At 37.0% G+C, this 19,645-nt stretch carries 21 protein-coding genes and 1 pseudogene; 2 read left to right on the forward strand and 20 right to left on the reverse strand.

The genetic code is table 11. The features are described from left to right. Window positions 1-415 precede the first annotated feature (415 nt). From E1963_RS18550 to E1963_RS18565, 4 genes are all read right to left on the reverse strand, one after another. Window positions 416-1,666 carry a tyrosine-type recombinase/integrase gene (locus E1963_RS18550; RefSeq protein ID WP_132281373.1) on the reverse strand — a complete coding sequence of 417 codons (1,251 nt, stop codon included), beginning with the start codon at window positions 1,664-1,666 and terminating at the stop codon, window positions 416-418. Between the two features lie 169 nt (window positions 1,667-1,835). Beyond that, window positions 1,836-1,955 (reverse strand): MerR family transcriptional regulator, encoded by a 120-nt coding sequence (locus E1963_RS18555; protein WP_132281376.1) that lies wholly within the window; start codon window positions 1,953-1,955, stop codon window positions 1,836-1,838. Between the two features lie 55 nt (window positions 1,956-2,010). Further along, a complete protein-coding gene (locus tag E1963_RS21350) occupies window positions 2,011-2,529 on the reverse strand; it encodes a type II toxin-antitoxin system PemK/MazF family toxin (RefSeq protein WP_132281379.1) in 519 nt (172 codons plus the stop codon). Between the two features lie 658 nt (window positions 2,530-3,187). Next, complete coding sequence (locus tag E1963_RS18565) at window positions 3,188-3,661, reverse strand: RNA polymerase sigma factor (RefSeq protein WP_132281381.1); 474 nt, start codon at window positions 3,659-3,661, stop codon at window positions 3,188-3,190. A 393-nt stretch (window positions 3,662-4,054) separates the two neighbouring features. On the opposite strand from E1963_RS18565, the gene E1963_RS22855 reads away from it, so the two are divergent. Next, a complete protein-coding gene (locus E1963_RS22855; RefSeq protein WP_315974369.1) occupies window positions 4,055-4,372 on the forward strand; it encodes a helix-turn-helix transcriptional regulator in 318 nt (105 codons plus the stop codon). A gap of 151 nt (window positions 4,373-4,523) precedes the next feature. Here E1963_RS22855 and E1963_RS18575 read toward each other — a convergent pair whose 3' ends face one another. The 15 genes from E1963_RS18575 to E1963_RS18645 form a co-directional block, all read right to left on the reverse strand. Then, window positions 4,524-4,916, reverse strand: coding sequence for a winged helix-turn-helix domain-containing protein (locus tag E1963_RS18575; RefSeq protein ID WP_132281384.1), 393 nt, complete (start codon window positions 4,914-4,916; stop codon window positions 4,524-4,526). 13 nt (window positions 4,917-4,929) lie between these two features. Next, on the reverse strand, window positions 4,930-6,234 hold the full coding sequence (locus E1963_RS18580) for a sensor histidine kinase (protein ID WP_167482265.1): 1,305 nt from the start codon (window positions 6,232-6,234) through the stop codon (window positions 4,930-4,932). Further along, window positions 6,227-6,943 (reverse strand): response regulator transcription factor, encoded by a 717-nt coding sequence (locus E1963_RS18585; protein ID WP_132281390.1) that lies wholly within the window; start codon window positions 6,941-6,943, stop codon window positions 6,227-6,229. The genes E1963_RS18580 and E1963_RS18585 overlap by 8 nt, the downstream gene beginning before the upstream one ends. 1 nt (window position 6,944) lies before the next feature. After that, a complete protein-coding gene (locus tag E1963_RS18590; RefSeq protein WP_132281393.1) occupies window positions 6,945-7,787 on the reverse strand; it encodes a phosphatidylserine decarboxylase in 843 nt (280 codons plus the stop codon). 5 nt (window positions 7,788-7,792) lie between these two features. Further along, window positions 7,793-8,437: a CDP-alcohol phosphatidyltransferase family protein gene (locus tag E1963_RS18595; protein ID WP_132281396.1), complete on the reverse strand. Its 645-nt coding sequence runs from the start codon at window positions 8,435-8,437 to the stop codon at window positions 7,793-7,795. Between the two features lie 27 nt (window positions 8,438-8,464). Continuing rightward, on the reverse strand, window positions 8,465-9,046 hold the full coding sequence (locus tag E1963_RS18600) for a TVP38/TMEM64 family protein (RefSeq protein WP_167482268.1): 582 nt from the start codon (window positions 9,044-9,046) through the stop codon (window positions 8,465-8,467). Next, window positions 9,046-10,032: an SGNH/GDSL hydrolase family protein gene (locus tag E1963_RS18605; protein WP_132281402.1), complete on the reverse strand. Its 987-nt coding sequence runs from the start codon at window positions 10,030-10,032 to the stop codon at window positions 9,046-9,048. Before E1963_RS18605 ends, E1963_RS18600 begins: the two co-directional genes overlap by 1 nt. Beyond that, complete coding sequence (locus E1963_RS18610) at window positions 10,019-11,608, reverse strand: MBOAT family O-acyltransferase (RefSeq protein WP_132281405.1); 1,590 nt, start codon at window positions 11,606-11,608, stop codon at window positions 10,019-10,021. Before E1963_RS18610 ends, E1963_RS18605 begins: the two co-directional genes overlap by 14 nt. A gap of 1 nt (window position 11,609) precedes the next feature. Next, window positions 11,610-11,837, reverse strand: a complete 228-nt coding sequence (locus tag E1963_RS18615) for an acyl carrier protein (RefSeq protein ID WP_132281408.1) — start codon at window positions 11,835-11,837, stop codon at window positions 11,610-11,612. Beyond that, window positions 11,800-13,020, reverse strand: a complete 1,221-nt coding sequence (locus tag E1963_RS18620) for a diaminopimelate decarboxylase family protein (protein WP_132281412.1) — start codon at window positions 13,018-13,020, stop codon at window positions 11,800-11,802. Before E1963_RS18620 ends, E1963_RS18615 begins: the two co-directional genes overlap by 38 nt. Next, window positions 13,020-14,531 carry an amino acid adenylation domain-containing protein gene (locus tag E1963_RS18625; RefSeq protein WP_132281415.1) on the reverse strand — a complete coding sequence of 504 codons (1,512 nt, stop codon included), beginning with the start codon at window positions 14,529-14,531 and terminating at the stop codon, window positions 13,020-13,022. The genes E1963_RS18620 and E1963_RS18625 overlap by 1 nt, the downstream gene beginning before the upstream one ends. A 60-nt stretch (window positions 14,532-14,591) precedes the next feature. After that, the gene (locus E1963_RS18630; protein WP_167482267.1) at window positions 14,592-15,050 is read right to left on the reverse strand and encodes a hypothetical protein; all 459 of its coding nucleotides are present in this window, start codon (window positions 15,048-15,050) and stop codon (window positions 14,592-14,594) included. A gap of 358 nt (window positions 15,051-15,408) precedes the next feature. Next, entirely contained in the window at window positions 15,409-15,837 is a 429-nt protein-coding gene (locus E1963_RS18635) for a hypothetical protein (RefSeq protein ID WP_132281421.1), read from the reverse strand. A gap of 106 nt (window positions 15,838-15,943) precedes the next feature. Continuing rightward, window positions 15,944-16,570: a GNAT family N-acetyltransferase gene (locus E1963_RS18640; protein WP_243117806.1), complete on the reverse strand. Its 627-nt coding sequence runs from the start codon at window positions 16,568-16,570 to the stop codon at window positions 15,944-15,946. A 152-nt stretch (window positions 16,571-16,722) separates the two neighbouring features. Further along, window positions 16,723-17,010 carry a hypothetical protein gene (locus E1963_RS18645; RefSeq protein WP_132281427.1) on the reverse strand — a complete coding sequence of 96 codons (288 nt, stop codon included), beginning with the start codon at window positions 17,008-17,010 and terminating at the stop codon, window positions 16,723-16,725. Between the two features lie 166 nt (window positions 17,011-17,176). Between E1963_RS18645 and E1963_RS18650 the strand changes: the two genes are divergently transcribed. Further along, the gene (locus E1963_RS18650; RefSeq protein WP_132281430.1) at window positions 17,177-17,722 is read left to right on the forward strand and encodes a GNAT family N-acetyltransferase; all 546 of its coding nucleotides are present in this window, start codon (window positions 17,177-17,179) and stop codon (window positions 17,720-17,722) included. A 101-nt stretch (window positions 17,723-17,823) separates the two neighbouring features. Here E1963_RS18650 and E1963_RS18655 read toward each other — a convergent pair. Continuing rightward, window positions 17,824-19,512, reverse strand: a pseudogene (locus E1963_RS18655) (lysozyme family protein). Between the last annotated feature and the right edge of the window lie 133 nt (window positions 19,513-19,645).

Raw genomic sequence — 19,645 nt, forward strand, 5'->3', positions numbered from 1 at the left:
TGTGACGGATGTGGTTAATCCAAAAAGAGCCTCGCCAGACCAATTACTCCCTTATCATAAAAAAATAAGTGTAGAGGGTAAAGCACGAATGATATGCTTTATCTCTTACACTTATATGGTACTAAAAGAACCTATGAGTACATACCCATAGATTCTTTCGTTATCGTCATAAAGTTCACTACCGCATCTCTTTGCGAACTTTTGAATCCTTACTCGGTATTTCTATAGACTGATTTGCCCATAAATACTGGATATACTATGTATTTCCATATTCCTTACCTTCCCATCTCCCCCAACATTACTTTTGGGGGAGATAAAAATATCTCTTTCTCAATGTTTCTCTTTCATATTTTAAACTTTGGGGGAAACGAAAGCCTTATTTGGGGGAAATATTTCCCCCAAAAATCTTCATCTATTAACAATGGCTATATGCTGTAATTCTTTTTTTACAAATGTCATTCTGACATAATTCCACAGGTTTCTGCGTCTTTGCCACACCGAATTTCTTAATTTCTTCTTCCATCTTATTATCCAACACGTGAGTATATATATTAAATGTAATACTGATACTCGAATGTCCCAACAGTGACTGGACTACTTTGGGCTCCATTTTGTTTTCGAAACACCTGGTAGCAAATGTATGACGAAGCGTATGTGGATGAAAATTCCTTACCTCTCTTGGCAGACGATTTTCCTGAACTGCGGTTACTGCTTCTTTTTCTCGGAGACGCTTAATAACCTTTTTTATTTCCTTGTCCACTATGTATCTGCTACATGGACTTCCCATTCCAGTTGTGAAAACCAAATCCCCTAATTCTTCTTTCGCACGCCAACGTTTTCCCAACTCTTGCTTTAACTGTTTCTGTTTTTCTCTTTGAGAAAGAAGAATTTCTTCCATTTCTCCGATAAAAGGAATTTCTCTTGTAAAATTTACTGTTTTGGGTGTGACAAGCATTTCTCTCTTTACACCATCGCAATAATTGCAACTCAGGGATCTCCTTATAGATATTACTTTTTTCCCAAAATCTATGTCTTTCCATTGAAGTCCTCCTAACTCGCCTACCCGTACTCCAGTCAGACACATAAAATAAAACATTTCTTTATACCATGAATCTTCTACTTCATCTAATAATGCATTTTGCTCTTCCTGTGTCAATGCGATTTCTTCTTTTGACACTTTATAAGTCCACGGTACTTCCACAATCAAGCAAGGATTTACTTTTATCATTTGATTACCTACTGCAAATTCCAGACACTCTCTCAGCCTCCCTAACGCATCTCTCATACACCCATTTGAGACACCCGCTTTTTCCATAGCATTGATAGCTTTTTGAACATCCATCGGTTTTATGTCTTTTATTTTTTTCGTGCCGAGATAAAAGCCAAAAGTTCTTTTGAAACTGTTTTTCATCGGCCTTATACTTGTTTCTTTTACCTTATGAGATTTCACCAGCGTGAACCATTCCTCAAACCACTCATTTAAAGTAATATGATTTTTACGATATTCATCACTGTTTCTTGCATTCTCTTTTGCAACATCAAACTCTTTAATAAGTTCTTCCAAATTACTTCCATAAAGATGAACTTTAATTCCATTAACCACTGCTCTTGCCTCGTAGGTTCCCTTATTTTCCCGTATGCCTTTTGGTAAACTTCTTTTTGCCATTTGATACAACCTCTCATTTCATAATCATTTAGTGCAATATCAACATAGCATTGCCGCTAAAATAGCTCAAAGGTACAAAATCTCATATCGTACCCTTGATTTTTTAGGTGATTTTTACTTGTGCCAGCAGCCACTTATCCAGCAATTCTTTATGTGCATAGCTGCGGTTTTATATCTTTACAACAAATACATTTTGATTCTCTTTCATAAGTTCTCTTACCTTTGTTTTTCCAATATTTAAATATGAAGCTGTTTCTTCCACATTCATCAATATTTTGGGGCCATTCATTCAACCATCTCCACCTCTTTATTTATCCACTCTACGGCAGTTACATTTTATATCCTTAGTTATACTTCTTTCTTATTAAATAGTCGTATCCCTGTCTGCTATTGCAGAACATACACGTTTCTTTCTTCTGTTGATTCCGATCTGCTCTCTTCACAAAATGTTCCGGTGACTCATAAAATACTTTGACGCACACCGGACAAAGACACATTTCAATCGGTTTGTCCAACTTTCTCATACCAGTGCTTGTCCTCAATGCTTCATCTACTTTTCGCATTTGACACCTGTCTATCGTCCCTACAAAATTCTCCAAACGCTTTTTATCCAGCGTCCGTATCTGCTCCAGAAGTACAACAGAATTTTTCTCCAGTCCCTTTCGGTTTCTCAAAGAGACATGTGTAGGAAGTTTTGTCTTAGGTCTGCTCGTGATTGCCGCTACAATCACCGTAGGACTGTATTCATTTCCAGTATTATTATGAATGACCAGTACCGGACGAAAACCACCCTGCTCACTTCCAATAACGGGATTTAAATCTGCATAGAAAATATCCCCTCGCCTGATTTCTCTATCTTCCATAATGTTCCTCCTTCATCTCCATGACTACAAAAGCAGCACCCTCACGGAATGCTGCCTCTATCGTTATGTATCAGCCGGACACCTGATACTTTTTTGCTTAACTGTCAAGTAATTACTCTGTATCGGTTATCCGGCTACCATAATTAACCTAAATCAGCCTATTTGTCCCCGACGCCCCGGCTTACTGTGTTTCACACACGGGAAGTCACCAAACGACTGACAGCGTATCAGTTCCACGGGATTCGCACCCTTCCGGGGATCACCCGGAACTGCCCTCACTTGTTGCGGCATCTTCAGAGCCTTTGCTCTTATATGCTCGACTTTATGACCGGACAAGAGTATCATTATGCCTGTTGTCTATTATCGCCCTACCAGTAGCAATCCGACAGTTATAACCCGATATCACTCGCTCTTTGAACAAGGCAAATCAGCCGCATACCATTTCTTCTCTATTTGTGAGATTTCGCTGCTTTTCTCTCGTTCACATCATGGCGTATCGGTTAATGTGGCTTACGCTCATCACGATAACAACAGGAATGTGTTTGATGAATGGTTATTCACTTATCAAGGTTCCGCCCATTCACCGATAACAGAAAACAGGCACGGGGACTTTTTCTTCCTCTCACCTGTTTCCTCACTTAAATGTAAAATTGTAACCCTATTCGCTTAAAAATCTTTTTAGATTTTTCAAAGCTGCTTTTACCGACTTTACTGCTGCCGGATGTTTACACTTTTCATACTCAGCAATCTGTTCATAAGTCATACCTTCAAAGAAATACATCCGCACCCTGCGTTTCTGTATATCAGGAAGTTTGTCAATCGCTTTATATAAATCCTCGGTCTGAAGATTTCGGAATACAATATCTTCTACTGTCTCAGGCCTTTCCAACGCTCTTTCATTCAAACTTGTTTCCCAAATTTCCGACTGTTCGATATGCCTGTCCCATACATTGAGATAGGAAAGATCAATCAATTCAAAACTATTGAAAACCTCACAAAGTAATTTACTGATTTCAAACTTCTGATGAACTCCTTGTCCATCTCTAAATGATATGTAATAATGTCCATCCTGCTCATATATACTATACGGATTATATTTGTCCTTTCTTCTTTTTGGGCGTTTACCCTCCATGTTCTTTCCTCCAATCTGAAATTTTTTGAAATTTCAGATTGAAAGGCGGCGAACGACACCTGTAATTCAACTTATCTGGAAATTTTTGTAAAGCAATTTTTTCTTTCCAGTCAATTAGCAAAAAAAAATGCAGCTACATTGTGACGTATATAAAAACCGTCCTGCAATGCACCCGCATTTCCTGATTTATCTACTTTATTTGCTTTTCTTTTTTTAACGAATCGTCTCCAATTGTAAGTATTTCGAACTTATCAATAATCAATACCAAGCCCTCTCAAAACTCCATTGCATTGCACTTTACATACCCATTACGCCATAATTCAAAGTTACTGTACTCTAATGTAGACTATGAATGAGGTGAACTGTAATGGATAAATCAAAGAAAATCTCGGAATCGTTGTTCGAAAGGCCCGTGAAAATGCTGGTCTTACGCAATATGAGCTGGCTGAGGAACTCGGCTTAGATGGCAAAACTATATTGAATATCGAAAATTTTCGCGGTAATCCCAAATTTGATAGTCTCAATCCTTTGGTAAATCTTCTCAAGATTCCGGGTGATAAATTGTTTTATCCGGACATCAAAGAGAATGAAAGCCACAAGCATCAGCTGCTTTTGGAAATCCAATCCTGTAATGATAATGAAGCCGCAGAACTGCTCCGTGTAGTACGTTATATGCTTGAAATACTTCGCAGACAAAACTCTGATTCCTGAGAACAATCAGCCGGATATTTTTCTTTCGGCTGATTATTTCATTTCTGAGTATAAGAAGTAAAATGGTCATTACTTGGTACAAAATGGTAACCATTTGGTAATTTAAACAAAAAAAGCAGTACTGACTCTTTTTCAAATCAGTACCACTCATTTAATTCAATCCACTATTAAACCTGTATCCTACTCCCCATACATTTTCTATGTAAGGTGTTTCTTTTGCATTATTTCCCAGTTTTTTTCTTAGCTGCTTAATCTGACATGTTACTGTATTGTCTATATCAACGGGGACTTCATCTTTCCAAACAGCATCATAAATCTGGTCTTTCGTATATACCCAACTTGGATGTTCCGTAAGAAATATGAGAATATCAAACTCTTTCCGCCTAAGTTTAATCGAATTATGGTTTATTGTTACATTTCTTTTTGCAACATCAATACATAGTTTTTCAAATACGAAAATTTTATCTTCTATGAAATTTCCCCCTCCAACATTATTATTTTCAACGCATATAGTACTTTTCGCACAATGCAAATTAGAAATCACTTTGCTATTTTCTTTACCTACTCACTATAGGGAATAAAAGAATAATACGAAAGAGTCTATTCTCCTGTTCAATCCTGCATTTCCCGCCCATCTTACTCATCATAGTTTTTATACTCTGTATGCCAATTTCGGTACTTTCCACCTTTTCTCCGACCATTCGAATGTGGTTTTCGAAAATAAAGCCTGCCATCTGCTCCTCTTCTATAGATGAAATAATAATAGGCATAGACGGATCCGCATATTTTACAATATTTGATGTAATATTATCCATAATTCTCATCATGTATTCCGTAGAAACACAAATCATCTGATTGATCCATTTCACCTGAAATTCACTATGAAATCCTTTTTGTTCTAAATAACTGCATGTTTCAGAAAAAAGATCATAGAATAATACCTCATAACTTTCTGCATCTTCTAATTTAACTTCCGTTTCTCCGGTAATCAAAGAATACTCAAACAAGTGATCTGTAAGCTGTTTCATACGTCTGGCCTTCTTATCAATTTTTTCAATATACTCTTTTTCCTGTTCTACATTCTTATAAGTTCCTTTTTTTAGAATTTCAGTATAAAGCATAATGGATGTAACAGGTGTTCGCAAATCATGCGACATCTCCGTTACAATTCTCTGATTTTCTTGAACCATTTTCTTTTCCTGCTCAATCAAATTACAAAAAGATATTCTCATCGTATCGAGACTTGCTCCCAATTCCGCCAATTCATCCTTACCTTTTACGGTAATCTCATAATCAAGACCTCCGCCCTCCAGAATCTGTATTTCATCATTGAGTTTGCGAATATATTCTATCTTCTTTCGAATACCTAATAAAACAAGCAGCAAAAAAAGAAAAAAGGAAATAATTATTTCTGTAATCAGAGCATAATTATAGAATTGATAATAATAGATACCTGTCATCTCAATCTCTGCTGTCCCATCAGAAAACCTGATATTATAATACTGTTCCCATGCATAGTTTCCTGCAGCGATTTCTTCTTCCCACACCTCTTGTTCCGGGTATTCAGAATTAAACACTTGTATTTCATCTTTATAGATACGAATAGAGAGGACTTTCTGACTTTTGGTCCAAACATTCAGTTTTGCTACATCTCTAGAAGAAAGCTGTTCCTTATCAATATATTTTTGCAGCTTTTCTACATAATCCTGATTTTTTTGTTTGATATAATCTGTTTTTTCCAAGTACCCCTCAACCAGATATTCTCCTGCATAATTTAACCCACAAAAAACAACAAAAGCAGCAAAAGCAGAAATAAGCAACAGACGAAGCAGCTGTGCATAAATAGAATCTTTTTTATTCATTACCTGCGTCAAACTTATACCCCTTTCCCCACACTGTTTTGATATATTTTGGATACTTCGAATCATCCTCTATTTTTACTCTCAGTTTTCTTATATGAACCATCACCGTACTGTTACAAGAATAAAAATATGGTTCATCCCATACACTTTCATATAAATTTTGAGCTGAAAAAATCTTTCTGGGATGCTGCATCATCAACAGCAGAATATGATATTCTATGTCTGACATTTCCTTTTCCACACCATCCACATAAACCTCATTGAACGCTTCATGAACCCGGATACTTCCTATTTCCAGATATGGCTCTTCATTTTCATTTTGCGATGCATTCCTTCCCAGATAGATATTATATCGCCGCATCAGAGCCTTAACTCTCCCCAAAAGTTCTGCATAAGAGAAAGGTTTCGGAAGATAATCGTCCCCACCTGCCATCAGCCCGATTAATTTGTCCGATTCCTGTGCCTTGGCAGTAAGAAAAAGGACAGGAACATTTGACACTTTTCGGATCTCCTCACATGTGCGAAGCCCCGACATTCCCGGCATCATGACATCCAAAATGACCAAATCTATATTTTCATCCAGAAGTTCCAACCCTTTCCTGCCATTTTCCGCTTCCAGGATACTATAATTTTCACTTTCCAAAAGAATGCGAACTCCTTCACGGATATCCGCATCATCTTCTACAAGCAGTACACTTCCTTTGTTCATATCATTCACATCCCTCTTTTTTTTGAGAAACTCCTACTTTTGCTCCCATACGGATCACTGTTTCTTGATTCTTCATGGATCGCTCCAATATTTTCTTTTCTATGTTTATCTTATCTTTTTCTACCAATACTAAAATAGTAGAACCACCAAATTCAAAATACCCCTTTTCCAACCCCTGCTGAATGTTTTTTTCACATATATCACATAAATGATTATGTATCTTCCCTACAAGAAGAGCTCCTATTTCCATTTGAATTACACATCCCCAAATATCGGATTGTATCTCCGTATACTCTCTGCTGTTTTCTATAAAAACAGGAACGGAAGTATATGCCAAAGGACGCACACAATGCAGCTTCCCTTCGATTTTCCTTGTCCTTTTCCGATTACCTTCACACACATAACAGTATCTGTGATAATTCTTCGGAGTCAGACGAAATATCATACAATATCCTCCCGAAAAACGCTGTGCCAGTATTTTGCTGTCAAGTAATTGCTCCAAATGATATTCTATATTCTTAATGCGATATGTTCTGGTTTCATCAATTGGATATACACTCAGATATCCATCGCATGGACTAATTAAATGATCTGGGGTAATATCAATACAATCTGAATTACGTTTACGTGTAAAAAAGTCATTAAAGGAACAATATTTCTTTTTTTCGTATTCTGCCAAATTGATTCTATGTTTTCTTACAAATATAGGTACTAACCATTTGGAAAACTTAGAATTCAGAAAAGCACCTGCTTTTCTCGATACCCAAGGCTGCACCACTATCTTTAAAACGCACCGTCCTACTGCTGTCTGGTATAAAAAACGAATCAGTAATATTTCTTTCATGCCGCTTATACCTCAAGTCCTAATCCTAATAATAAAATAACAAATTCTATTATTCCAGTAAATACAATTCCAATTTTTCCTATCAAATAAGGCTTTTTTACTCTAAACGGTAATACAAATGCCACAGCGAGTATAACCATAACTATTTGAAGAAGTATTCCCCCAGTATTTGGCATTTTGTTTCCAATCTCATAAACAGCTGGAAGTAATAATGCAACAGAAGTCACCGGAAGCCCCTGATAGTAAGAGCGGCTTCCAATTTCCACTTTCTGTCTCTCTTCTTCTAATACATTAAAATATGCAAGCCGAATCAATGCACACAGAACGTACAGGCATCCAGTCAAAAATCCGAAATATGTCTTGCCTGTGATACTATACGCAATTAATGCCGGAAGCACACCAAAACAAATCAAATCACTAAGAGAATCAATTTGAATTCCAAATTTCTTTTCTCTTTCATCTCTCTGTTTTGTGGCTGCAACTGCTCCATCAAACATATCACAAATTCCTGCAATCATAAGTGCAACCAGCGCCTGATCATATCTCTCCTCCATGGTATATATAATTCCTATAAAACCTATCAGCATGCCAAGATAAGTCAATACGACTGTATAATTATAATAACCATTCAATTTTTTCTTTTCTTCCATTATTTTTTCTCCACCTTCCTCTTCAAACTATGTCACTGCGGCTGAAAATAAAATACTGTATGCCAGAATACACCATGGCTTTCCAACAATAATTATGATTAAAAATCTGCGAAACGTCATCTTGGTAATTCCCGTAAAATAACAAAAGAAATCATCTGGAAACAGTGGTAATACCATGCCTAAAAATAAAAATACCGTATACGATTTGCTCTCAGCCACCCAGTTTGACCATTTTTCATACTTTTTTTCAGGAAATATCTTATAAACCAATCCCTGTCCATATTTTCTTGCAAGCAAAAATGCAATAAGAGAACCTAATGAGATTCCTATATAATTACACCAAAATCCTCCTGCCCACCCAAACATGACAGCTCCTACGATGCACCCCAAAAAACCGGGCAGTACCGGCAAAACAACCTGTGCCGCCTGAATTATCACTAATATGACTGGTGCCAGTAGTCCAAATCCGGCTATATATTGCTGTAACGTTTCTACCGAATCGAATTTCCCATCCATATATGCTTTAAACAGTACACCGCAAAGTGATATACATAGTATAAAAAGCAATGCTGTTATTATCGTTTTCCATTTCTCTGTTTGTTTTTTCATCACTTTTTAAACATCTCTTTCAAATGCTTTTCTGCTTTTTGTCTATACTCTTCCATTTCTTTTTTCCATGCAATATTGAAATCTTCTTCCCTGTGATCAGCAAGCTCATATTGTTCTTTCAAATACTTTCCTAAGTATCTCGTAACCTTCTGTGCCCCGGATAGATTTAAGTGATCGCCCTCATCCAAAGCATCTGTTTTCCAATCTATTCCCACTTCTTCTAATTTCAGATTCAAATCCAAATATGCAAGCGATTTTTCGTCTGCATACTCCTGAATACTATTATGCCTTTGATAGCTATAATTTACCGGAGAAGGCGTACCAAGCAGCAGCAACTCTGCTCCATTGTCTCTGCAAAGTTTCTCAATTTTCTCCATATATGTAATGACAACATCCGGCAGTTTCTCTTTTTGTTCTGTTTTCTGCATATATTCGCCTTTTTCATAAGGCTGTACTGCACAACGAAACGCAAAGCCTTTATAATTCTCTTCCGGATATTGTTTATCTATAATAAACGATTTCCAAATATCATGGTTTCGGAAAATCGGGATATAATGATTCCCCCATTCTTCTATAGATTCTTTCATGCTTGCCAGCCCTGGGTTTCCTCTAAACATTGCATTTGTTTCCAGTATGACTAATTTAGGAGATTGAGTCTCTAATGCAGTTTCCAACATATGATAAGTCTCCTGTATTTTCTGTCCTGACTGGGCACATACATAAGAGGTTATTCCATATCTGTCCCACAGTTCCATTGGCGAAATAGATGAATAGCTTAAACTATCTCCTAATGCAATTACATCTATCGTATGTTCCGGTTCTCTTAAAATGCGGAATATACTTTTATTTCGACTCTGCACCAAGTTATCATTTTTCATAGATGCGTTCTCTAATATCTTTGAAACCTCTGCAAAAAGAATTATCAATATTACACAAAAAAGCAGATTTTTTCCAATCTTTTTACCAACCTTTTTAAAATCCTGCATAAATCATATCCACCTGCTGATATCCGTTTCCGTATGCTCCAAAAATTACAATTGTCAAAATTAGTCCGTAATAAATTGCCCATCTTATTGGAAGCCACAGTCTTTTGATACCAAGTTCTCCTAACAAATTCCTTTCTTTTATCATTCCTACGATTGCTACAACTATGCAGCCAGCAAAAATTACAATTAAATCAGCCTTATCCAATCCAAATGTTAAAAATGTACCATCCCACAATTTCTGAAATTCAAAACTCTGAAAGATGCTTTTAAACATTTGCCAACCTGCACGCAATCCATTTGCCCGAAAGAAAAGCTCTCCAATAAAAATAATCACCCATGTCTTCAGAATCTGTGGAATCTTATAATAAAGTGCCTCTTCATTGATATGACATATCTTAATCCACTTATCTTTCACTGGTTCCAGCATGATTCCTCCAAGCAAAATCACAAAGTAATACATTCCATAAAAAATATAGCTCCATCTAGGCCCATGCCATAATCCATTGCACAACCATACCGGAAAAAGCGCTATCGCTGATACCCCGACTTTTGCTACATATTTTCCTAATTTCTTTCTTCCAAACCGATTCCACTTCTTTACAATTTTAGACACAGACACTGGATAGAAGATATATGTCTTAAACCATGTACCCAATGTAATATGCCATCTTCTCCAGAACTCAGCCGCATTTCTTGATACAAAAGGCTGACGAAAATTTTCCGGAAGTGTCACTCCAAACATTTTGCCGCTTCCGATAATAATGTCCATGCATCCGGAAAACTCCATATACAACTGCACGGTATACCCTACTGCTGCTGCAATAATAATCACACCACTATAGTTTTCATAGTAATTGAAAATCGCTGATACAAATACATACAAGCGATCTGCAATAATCATTTTCTTAAACAATCCCCAAAGAACACGTACCGTTCCTTGTGACAAATTTTCTCCGGTAATTCCCTGCCCTTCCCATAGAGACTCTGTAACCTGCGAATACATACTGATTGGACCTTCCATAATCTGAGGAAAAAATCCAAGAAACAATGCAATCTTTCCAAGATGTTGCTGCGCCGAAATTTTTTCCCAGTATACATCTGCCATATATCCGATTGCCTGCAACGTATAAAAAGATATTCCTATAGGCAGCAACAGTGTTTTTGCCTGCAAGAGAATCGGGCTGTCTGCTGTATCTAACAGTACATTTACATTTCTAACAAAAAAATTATAATATTTCAAATATGCCAAAACTGATAAAATAAGCAGGATTCCACTTGCAAGTACGAGCCGTTCTTTCTTCCTATATTGCTTTTGGGTTATTTCAATCTCCTGTTTTTCTTTCCCGATTGTATGTATTTTGCATTGCATTTTTAAATTTGCAAGCCATATACCGATATAATGTGTCCATATCGTAGTACCAATCAAATAAATTACGAGTTTTCCACTGATCATCCAAAAAAATACATACCCGGATAATACCAATGTAAGCCACCGCATTTTTTTAGGAGTAAACTGATATGCTAGCAATGCAATCGGAAGGAATACAAATAAGTACAGTGATGTGTGATAACCCATGCTATTTCTCCTGTAGTTTTACAATCATTTTTCTCATAGCTTCCACAGAATTGAAATTTTCTGGTATCATTTCAGCTGCTTCAATCTCAATAGAAAAAGAGTCTTCCAATTCGGCTACTAACGAAATCACACCAAAAGAATCCAGTATGCGATCATCAATTAATGCTTCCTCTTTTTCCCATGCGACGCTGCTATCTAACTCTGTTAAAATATTCATCAAACTGTCCATCTTCTATCTCCTTTTCCATGTTATCTTCATAAGTTTGCCGTTCATTGCGGACTAATTTCCATCCCATTTCTTTACTATAAAATGCAACCTTGGGAAGCTCATGACTTAAAAACAATGCCATCCCTTCTGTTACGGAATATGCCCCTACATATTCAAATATAAGAACATTATCTACTCGCAACCCCTTTATCTCAACTGACTGTATCAAAACATCATTGGTAGTACATAAAGAGCCACATACAGTCCATATTTCTGCTTTTTCTGTGTCATGCTCCGGACTCACTCGTAAGCAAGGCTTAAACATCCCACGAATCTGCCCATCATAATTCATCTGATGAATCCCACCATCAACAATACAATAATTTTTTCCACCATTTTGTTTGACATCCCGCACACTGGTCAGATAATATCCACAAGAAGCTGCAAGCACACGCCCCATCTCCAACATGACAGAGCCTTTCCACTTCATTTTTACGATTGATTCCATCAGTTCTTTCAAATCATTCTCTACCGTATTCTTCTGTCCTTCAAAATATGGAACAGAAATCCCCGGTCCATATTCCAACTCTTCAATCTGAAATCCTGTTTCTTCTTCTAACTCTTTACAGAACTGATCCAAATATTCCAGTTCTTTTCTTACGTTTTCTATGCTTTTTTTCTGTGTACCTGAAAAATAATGAATGCCTTGAATTTTAAGAAATGAAGACATTCTTCTTACTTCAATCATATCTTTAATAACATCTTTGTCTATTCCAAACTGATTTCCACTGGTAAGTCTCAGATAAACAGGAATTACCTCTTGATTAACTTCACACCAATCAGCAAAATCTTGAAATTGATTCAACGATTCCACTGTATAAGTACATTTTCCGTGATAATATTCTAAAATCTCATAAATGTCTTCTCTTTTTTTCAAAACTCCGGATATTAAAATCTTTTCTGGTGGAACGTGGCACTTTTTACAAATTTGGAATTCTCCCATAGAACACACTTCAATTCGATCTACAACTGTTTCCATCTGATTGACAAGAAAAGAATTTGCTTTCATTGCAAAACATAACCCTGCTTTATTACCTAATATGTTACGATACTCTTGCACTGTTTTCTGCACTTCATCAATATCAAAAATATATAAAGGTGTTCCATACTGTACAATTGCATGTTCCAGACATTCCATATCCATTAAATCGTCATCTCCAATCTATTTTTTAAATACTCCCGGTCTGTTTTCCCATTCTTATTAAGAGGCAGCACTTGTTCTTGTATAATTTTGTGAGGAGTCATATAGGAAGGTACCTTTTTCTTCAACTCTGCTCGTATCTCTTCTGCTGTGATTTCTCCCAGATAAAAAGCAATCAGCTGATTCTTTTGGGGATTCATAATGCAGCAGCTTTTTTCCAAACCATCAATTTGATTTAGAATGTGTTCAATTTCCTCCAATTCTATACGGTGCCCCATATGTTTAATCTGAAAGTCTTTTCTTCCGCAAAAGTAAAGCTCACCGTCTGTATCATAACACCCCAGATCACCGGTGCGGTAATATCGCTTATCTGGGTTCTCTGCTGATAATTCAATAAACTTTGCCTTGGTTTCTGACTCATTATGATAATACCCTTCGGCCAGAGATTCTCCTGCCACACAGATTTCTCCGATTTCACCTGCAATGATAATTTCATTTTTAAAGTCATCTAAAAGAAAGACTTCTCTTCCTTGAAACGGTTTTCCGATTGGAAGTTTCTCTCCGTCATGAAAAATCCTTTTTATCGGATAATATGTACAATTGCAGGTTATTTCTGTAGGACCATATAGATTCACAAATTCAGTCTCAGGCAATGCTGCCTGCCACATTCTTAACTGCTTTACCGGCATAACTTCTCCACTAAATAAAACTCGTTTCACATCTTTCGGAACCTTATACTTAAGCCCTTTCAAAGAAGATACCAGTGTTAATGCAGATACTGCCCAAATCAACGTACTAATCTTTTTCATACACAGATAATCCAAAAGCGCTGGTGGAACAGAAAACATTTTTTTAGGAATCAATATCAAAGCAGCTCCCGTAAATACGCTTGTATAAATATCTTTTACAGACACGTCAAAATCAAATGGGGCTTGATTTCCGATCCTTTCAAATTCCGTAAATCCAAACGTATCTACAAAGCGTGTGATAAAATCTATTACAGCCTTATGGCTTACCACGACTCCTTTAGGAATTCCTGTTGAACCCGATGTAAAGATTCCATATAACAAATCTGTTTCGCAATAGCCTCTACGAACTATTGTAAGTTTTTCCATATCGATTTTTTCACGCATCACGTCTTTCAAAAGATAGCTGTCACCAGAATAACCTGCCTGTTTCAACAAGTCTTCGTTTTCTCTATCTGTTACAATAAGCTCTGGACACAATACACTAAAGATTTTTCTTATCCGTTCCGACGGTTGTGCCGGATCCACCATCACATAAAAGCAGCCTGCATATACAACCCCGAACATAGCGGCTAATGTTAACGCACTTTTTTCCAACAATATAACAATTGGTTTTCTTGCTTCAGTTTTTTTGCAGAATGCTGTCCCCATTCTTCTGGATAAATCTAATAATTCTGTCCATGTAAGACAAATAGCTCCATCATCAACTGCCACATGATAAGAACGAATCGCTGCTGTTTTTTCCAAATAATCTAATATATTGTTCATATCCTATTCCTTTCAGGAAAAATTGAACGGACTGTACACGTTTGGTACAGTCCATCTTTCCTAGTTCGTTTTCTTATTTGTTGTAGAGTTGTTTTTGTTTGATTTTTGTGTTCCTGTACTGTTTTTATTTGACTTATTATTTTTCTTTGATGTTCCTTTTGTACTGTTTGACTTTGTTTCTGTACCGTTCTGGTTTTGTGTAGCATTTGCCTCATTCTGATTTTCTACTGTTCCAGTGTTCTTGTTATCTTGTACAGTTCCGGTTGTATCCTCTTCCTTCACCTCATTTGATTTATCTTTCTTTTCAATGGTTGAATTTTGTTTTTTCTTTTTACTGTTCTCCTTGTCTTTAGATTGAGTAGACTCTGTTTTTGTACCTGACTTCTTCGAATCATTGTTTTTATCACTTCCGCATGCAACTACTCCGAGTGCCATCACTCCTATTATGCAAAATATAATTCCTTTCTTTAATATTCCCTTTTTTGATTTTTGGTCTTTCGTCATTCTTGCTCCTTTCAAAATGTAAATTTATTTAATACCTGTAATATATGTCTGTTTAGCTATACTCCTTTCTATTGTATTTCAGAGTTGTTTTCTCTGATGTTTTTATTATTACAATAAAATCTTAACCATTTCCAAATCAATTCTAAATAAATCTAAAACACTCCATTGACTTTTCAATGAAAATTTGACAAAATCCCAGAAGAAGTATTACCTAAGAGTGATTACTTTGACGGAATGTTCCGTTTTGAAAAAATAATGCGAATATTTGGACATAAAAATACCCGATTAATCTTTCTATAAAAATCAATCGGATATGTAAAAAATATTCAATTTTATACGATACAAGTAAAAAGATAAACTGAAAGTTTCAGCGTCAATAGCCCCAGGTAAGCAGTTTCCATTTACCACCTTCTGCACGTGCAAGCCACCATTGATAATCCTTATATTCCCCATCCGCATTCCATGCTCCATCTCCATTTTTAGGCGATTGAAAATCACTTTTGAACATAATACATTGTGTAAACTTGTCAGTTAAGTCATTTTCTCTCGCCATTTCATTCATCCATGCAATGTTTTCAGCATTACAATCATCATCCGACGAATAAGTAATGCTGTGAAGTTTACAGCCACCCCACGTTCCAAATTCATCCTTTATTAATTTTATTGCCGCATTCATATCTTCTTTTGAATAGATTGCAGAATTTCCATAATTTATTTTCATTTCAGATACGGTATCTTTTCCACAGCCAGCCAAACTACAAAAGCAAGTCACAAACAATAAAAAAGTTATTATTCTTTTCATGCTACATCTCCACAAAACCTTATTTTTCATCGCTATTTTAATTAAATCACCCTTATACGTTCCTCCCATAACAAACCAAGATACCTAATCCACTCAGTTTTATATGTCATTTCATCACTTTTTCAAAACGAAAATAAGTGTCCGTTCCTGGTACGAGTTCGCCAGATTGATTTTGAGGGCGAGACATATTAGGGTCAATATGACGTTCATTAAAAAATTCAACAATATGAAAGCCACATTTATTAATGTAAAAGTGGATATTCCGTTCCTCAAAATAAGGAGTTATTGTTTCCCAAACAGTTGTATCTGGATACTTGACTTCTATGGCTTTCCAAGCTGCGAATCCCAGATCACGGCTGTGATGTTCTGGTGAGATAAAAAATAAGTCTAGAAAATTGTGCTGTGTTTTTTTATCAATCGTGAGTACTGCACCGCCTACACGATTTCCATTCAATCCGATATGATAAATTTCTGTCCCCTCGGAATGAAACGACTCTTGAATCTCTTTTTCGGAAGGAACTGGCTCATTTGTGCCAAATTTTTCTTTAACTGCAATAGAAAATGCTTCCTGCAACTTTTTTGTGAATTGTGGTAGCTCCTCCAAATCAACCTGCTCCAATGTAATATTAAGTTTTTCCAACATAATCCAATTCCTTTCTTCAACTTTGCTTTTCAATTTGATTAAATTCGATTTTAATCCGTTTTCCAATTCTTTGGTTTGCTCTGCAAACATCGTTTTAAGAGTTTTTTGTCATTCATCATTCTGCTTTCAAAATGTAAATATATATCTGTAATATAAATCTATTTAGCTATATCGCATTTCAGAGTTATTTTCTCTGATGTTTTTATTATTTCGGGTAAATCTTAACCATTTCCAAATCAATTCTAAACAAATCTAAATCCTTCATTATGTGCTGAAATACTCTTTTTGTTTATCCTTTTTATATCCTTCAATATCTGTCCTGTTCCATATTTGACTTTTTTTCCATGCGGAACACCTTTTTCCTCTTCTGCCTCTGTTTCAACTAATAGTCTTTCCTGTATTACATATAACCTATCAATTGAGCATCTACATTCATCAATTGTATTTTGAATTAATGTATTACTCGTATTCACAAAGTAATTTAACATGACCAATGCTGCCAAAATAAGTATTCTATTATTCGCTTTCATCACCTACTTCCTAATTAAAAGATATCTGCATTATCTCAGATGACATTAAATAGATTCTGAAATAAATCTGAACAAATCTAAACCACTCAATTGACTTTAGTGCAATTTCACATTATAATTCCCATACAAAATCACAATTAAAACAAATTTATTTAAGGAGGATTATATGAACTTCGCACTCATTCCTCTTTGTGAGGAACACAAACAACAGTTCAAAAAAGATATGCAAACGGCTTTTCAACAAGGCGCTGTTGAGAAATTTGACAAAATAGAAGAAGTATTACCTGAAAGTGATATAGATCATTCTCTTTCTACTAATGGAGCTATTGCCTATGAAGCAGTTGCAGATGGGGCATCTGTTGGAGGTGCTATTGTTATAATAGACGAAAAAAGTCAACACAACCATCTTGATTTCCTATTCGTTAAGGTAGGCGTTCAGAGCAAAGGAATAGGGCAATTTATTTGGAATACCATAGAAAGATTACATTCTAAAACAAAGGTATGGGAAACTTGCACCCCCTACTTTGAAAAACGAAACATACATTTTTATGTAAATCGTTGCGGATTTCACATTGTAGAATTCTATAACAAATACCATCCCGCCCCTCACACCGCTAACGAATATGGGACAGACAACGACAGTACGAATGAATACTTTGACGGAATGTTCCGTTTTGAAAAAGTAATGCTACAAAAACGCATCATAAGTTAAAGAAACTACCTCATTTATGTAAAATCCAGGGACTCGTCCCCGGATTTTCATTCGTCATTACTGACTCCAATAACTCATTACAAAAACTTTGTCTTTCTTTTCTAATATGCCGGAATCCCATACCCATAAATCACACTACTGCCAGCCAAATAAGAGTTTGTAGCCACCTTATCACCGCTATTTCCCTCAACGGTATATACCACGCCATTTTCTACTCGCTCGACAATCCCTACATGACTTGTCTCCGTTTTTCCTGCCCAAATAAAGAAGATAATATCTCCAGCCTTTGGTACATAACTTGCGTCCTGCCACTGTCCATTGCTCTGAAATCATTCTGCCCCTACCGTACATTTTGCAAATTTCGGAATTACACCGCTTTCAATATAACCGCATTGATCCGCACACCATGATACAAAGCAGGCACACCACTCTACCCGATTATGAAAGCCGTACCAACTCCAGTAAGGCTGACCGCCTGCATTTCCTTCCTGCGACAATGCCACCTGAACAATCGCCTGATTTCCAATTCCTGTCGGGATCCGTCCAAACACATAATATCGTAGTACATGAGGAACATACTGCTTGTCCCCATAATTCGCCCAGCCCATACGCTCTGCCATCATGTCTGAAAACTCTGCGGCATTACTCATAAAGTAGCCTCCATAGTGTTCTTTTGCCCATGAAATATAACCATTTCCAAAATTGTAGCCTTGCAGTGCCAGTTTAATATTATCCATATCCACCGGATTTTCTACCCCCGCACTCTCCAGACAAACCTTTAATTCCTGCACACCACAGGCAATCGAATATTCTGGATCGGTAATGCCATTGGGCTGTCTCGGATATTTGGTATTAAAAGCTCCTTCCGAACTCTGCATAGGATCCAGTCCCCGTCCGCCGGATTCCTGCATCATCACCGCCTTCAGAAGTTCCACATACTCACCGATACCATATTGATTCGCATATTTTCGTATCAACGGTTCATAAGCTTCTACTTCCGCACTGACCGGAGTAACCGTATTGGAATTACCTCCGCCCACCATACATAGGACGCCGCCAAACAAAATCACAATAACTAAAATCAGCACCGCTATCCAGCTGCCTGCAAAAATAGCACTCATCAATGCTTTTGTTGAGGCTATGATTGCCCTTACCGCTGCAACTGTGGCTCTCACCGCTGCTTTGGCAGTCTGTGCGGCTGACCTTGCTGCCTGCCTAGCCGACACTGCCGTTTTTTCAACTGTCTTTGCGGAAGTCTTTGCCACTATCCGGGTATTTTTTACTGCACTCTGTGTAGTCTTGACTGTGGTGCGGGCGGTCTGCTCTGCGGTCTTTATTTTCCGGCTGGCATATTTCACTGTACCTTTTCCAGTATTCTTTCCCGCCTGCCCGGTACTTTCCGCAGTCTTGATGGTCTTTTCCCCTCTCTCCAACGTTCTGATGGACTGTTGCCTCAAAGACTTCGCCTGAACCGCCTTCTTCTTTGCCAGTTCCTGACCGCCTTTTCGGATGTGTTCTTTCGGCTGGTGAATGGTGTCTTTGATACTGTTTAACGTTTTTCTGCCCTGTTTCCATGCCTGATGTGCTGTCTCATGTGCGGCTGTATCGGCACTGTTTGAAATTTTACTTTCCGCATATTCCACCGGGGTAGCGTGCCCTGTGTCTCTTGTCTGTTCGGCACTGTCTTTTGTCCGCACATACGCACGCTTGATCCGTTCTGTACCTGTGACCGCTTTATCCAGCACCTTTATATCCTTATGGATTTGGCGTGTCCTGATTTCCTTACCCATCTCCCCGCCTCCTTGTATAATGTATTTAGGTTGTTCAAGGGATACCTATAAACCCTTAGACCTACTTCTTTACATCTCCAGTCTGATAGGAGATAATTGTTTTATTAGATTGAGGGGATGATCGTTGCCTCCT

This window comes from Extibacter muris (assembly GCF_004345005.1).
In the GTDB taxonomy this organism is placed as follows: domain Bacteria; phylum Bacillota; class Clostridia; order Lachnospirales; family Lachnospiraceae; genus Extibacter; species Extibacter muris.

What these genes read in the sequence shown, in the direction of transcription:
- E1963_RS18550 (WP_132281373.1), bottom strand. Translation starts at nt 1,666, where the DNA reads ATGGCAAAAAGAAGTTTACCAAAAGGCATACGGGAAAATAAGGGAACC.
- E1963_RS18555 (WP_132281376.1), bottom strand. Translation starts at nt 1,955, where the DNA reads ATGAATGGCCCCAAAATATTGATGAATGTGGAAGAAACAGCTTCATAT.
- E1963_RS21350 (WP_132281379.1), bottom strand. Translation starts at nt 2,529, where the DNA reads ATGGAAGATAGAGAAATCAGGCGAGGGGATATTTTCTATGCAGATTTA.
- E1963_RS18565 (WP_132281381.1), bottom strand. Translation starts at nt 3,661, where the DNA reads ATGGAGGGTAAACGCCCAAAAAGAAGAAAGGACAAATATAATCCGTAT.
- E1963_RS18580 (WP_167482265.1), bottom strand. Translation starts at nt 6,234, where the DNA reads ATGAATAAAAAAGATTCTATTTATGCACAGCTGCTTCGTCTGTTGCTT.
- E1963_RS18585 (WP_132281390.1), bottom strand. Translation starts at nt 6,943, where the DNA reads ATGAACAAAGGAAGTGTACTGCTTGTAGAAGATGATGCGGATATCCGT.
- E1963_RS18590 (WP_132281393.1), bottom strand. Translation starts at nt 7,787, where the DNA reads ATGAAAGAAATATTACTGATTCGTTTTTTATACCAGACAGCAGTAGGA.
- E1963_RS18595 (WP_132281396.1), bottom strand. Translation starts at nt 8,437, where the DNA reads ATGGAAGAAAAGAAAAAATTGAATGGTTATTATAATTATACAGTCGTA.
- E1963_RS18600 (WP_167482268.1), bottom strand. Translation starts at nt 9,046, where the DNA reads ATGAAAAAACAAACAGAGAAATGGAAAACGATAATAACAGCATTGCTT.
- E1963_RS18605 (WP_132281402.1), bottom strand. Translation starts at nt 10,032, where the DNA reads ATGCAGGATTTTAAAAAGGTTGGTAAAAAGATTGGAAAAAATCTGCTT.
- E1963_RS18610 (WP_132281405.1), bottom strand. Translation starts at nt 11,608, where the DNA reads ATGGGTTATCACACATCACTGTACTTATTTGTATTCCTTCCGATTGCA.
- E1963_RS18615 (WP_132281408.1), bottom strand. Translation starts at nt 11,837, where the DNA reads ATGGACAGTTTGATGAATATTTTAACAGAGTTAGATAGCAGCGTCGCA.
- E1963_RS18620 (WP_132281412.1), bottom strand. Translation starts at nt 13,020, where the DNA reads ATGGATATGGAATGTCTGGAACATGCAATTGTACAGTATGGAACACCT.
- E1963_RS18625 (WP_132281415.1), bottom strand. Translation starts at nt 14,531, where the DNA reads ATGAACAATATATTAGATTATTTGGAAAAAACAGCAGCGATTCGTTCT.
- E1963_RS18635 (WP_132281421.1), bottom strand. Translation starts at nt 15,837, where the DNA reads ATGAAAAGAATAATAACTTTTTTATTGTTTGTGACTTGCTTTTGTAGT.
- E1963_RS18640 (WP_243117806.1), bottom strand. Translation starts at nt 16,570, where the DNA reads ATGTTTGCAGAGCAAACCAAAGAATTGGAAAACGGATTAAAATCGAAT.
- E1963_RS18645 (WP_132281427.1), bottom strand. Translation starts at nt 17,010, where the DNA reads ATGAAAGCGAATAATAGAATACTTATTTTGGCAGCATTGGTCATGTTA.
- E1963_RS18650 (WP_132281430.1), top strand. Translation starts at nt 17,177, where the DNA reads ATGAACTTCGCACTCATTCCTCTTTGTGAGGAACACAAACAACAGTTC.